Below are 1,176 nucleotides of genomic sequence, written 5' to 3'. Positions count from 1 at the left end.
GGCCAGGAGGCGTCTTGGGGGCGGTGGGAACACGTGCCCCGTCTAACGGGTGCGTGAAGCGGATTCAAACGCTGGAGGGGCAGGCCGGAAGCGCAGGGATGGACGGTCGCCCATTTGGGCGTTGGAACACCAGCACCCTTGTTGGTACAAGAGTCGCGCCGCGCGTCGGTGCGGCCGTGTTGGGAGGCAGCAAATTTGCGGGAGAAACTGAAGGCCCTGGCGGAGCTGCAGAAGGTGGACCTCGAGGTCGCCTCGCTCCGGAAGGCGGCGGACGTGCATCCCCGCCAGATTTCCGAGCTGGAGCGGGAGCTGGGGGTCGCGCGCAATGGCATCGAAGCCGAGCGCACACGCGTGGCCGACCTGGAGAAGCAGAAGGCCCTGCTCGAACAGAACATCACGGACGAGAAGGACAAGGTGAAGAAGTGGGAAGCGCGCCTGTCCGACCAGCGCTCCACCCGTGAGTACTCGGCGCTCGCTCGCGAAATCGACATCGCGAAGAAGGGCATCCTCACCCAGTCCGAGGCCCTGACGGAGAAGGTCAAGGAGCTGGGGATGGCGCGCGAGGCCATCAAGGGCAAGGAGGCGGAGTACGCCACCAAGCTGCAGGGCCTGTCGGGCCGCATGACGGAGCTGCGCGGGAAGCTGGGCGAGTCCGATTCCCAGGTGAAGGACCTGGAGGGCCGCCGCGACGTCGTGGCCTCGAAGGTGGACGGCAACCTGCTGCGCCGCTACGAGGTCATCCGCAAGAAGAAGCTGCCCGCGATGGTGGGCGTGGTGGCCGGCACCTGCCAGGGCTGCAACATGAACCTGCCCCCGCAGATGTACAACATGCTGCGCACCTCGCTGGGCACCGACGTGTGCCCCTCGTGCAACCGCATCATCTTCGCCATCGAAGCGCTGCAGGACTCCGTCGAGAAGTAGCGACGGGCAGCCCGAAGGTCGCCTCACCCATGCCTCCTCCTTCGCTCGTCGACCTCCTCCGCCACATTGCTCGGGAGGAGCCGCTGACGGCGACGGTGCGGGCCTTTCGCGGGCTCACCCGCGAACACCTGGGCCAGTTGCTGGACGAAGCCGCCGCGCAGCTGGGCGGAGGCCCGCCCAGGCCGGCCTCCGAAGCGGTGGTGACGGCCGCCCCTGTCTCTTATGCACATCTGACGCTGCCGACGACTAGGCGAG

The 1,176-nt window shown here is 67.3% G+C and carries 1 protein-coding gene and 1 pseudogene; both read left to right on the top strand.

Annotated features, from left to right (window positions below; translation table 11 throughout):
- Positions 1 to 195 precede the first annotated feature (195 nt).
- Positions 196 to 921: a zinc ribbon domain-containing protein gene (locus D7X12_RS41455; RefSeq protein ID WP_120630576.1), complete on the top strand. Its 726-nt coding sequence runs from the start codon at positions 196 to 198 to the stop codon at positions 919 to 921.
- A 29-nt stretch (positions 922 to 950) separates the two neighbouring features.
- Positions 951 to 1,176, top strand: a pseudogene (locus tag D7X12_RS45685) (DUF3634 family protein); the annotation flags it as partial.

Origin of the sequence: Corallococcus sicarius (assembly GCF_003611735.1) — a bacterium.
Lineage (GTDB): Bacteria > Myxococcota > Myxococcia > Myxococcales > Myxococcaceae > Corallococcus > Corallococcus sicarius.
This window is presented reverse-complemented; position numbering and strand designations above follow the sequence as displayed.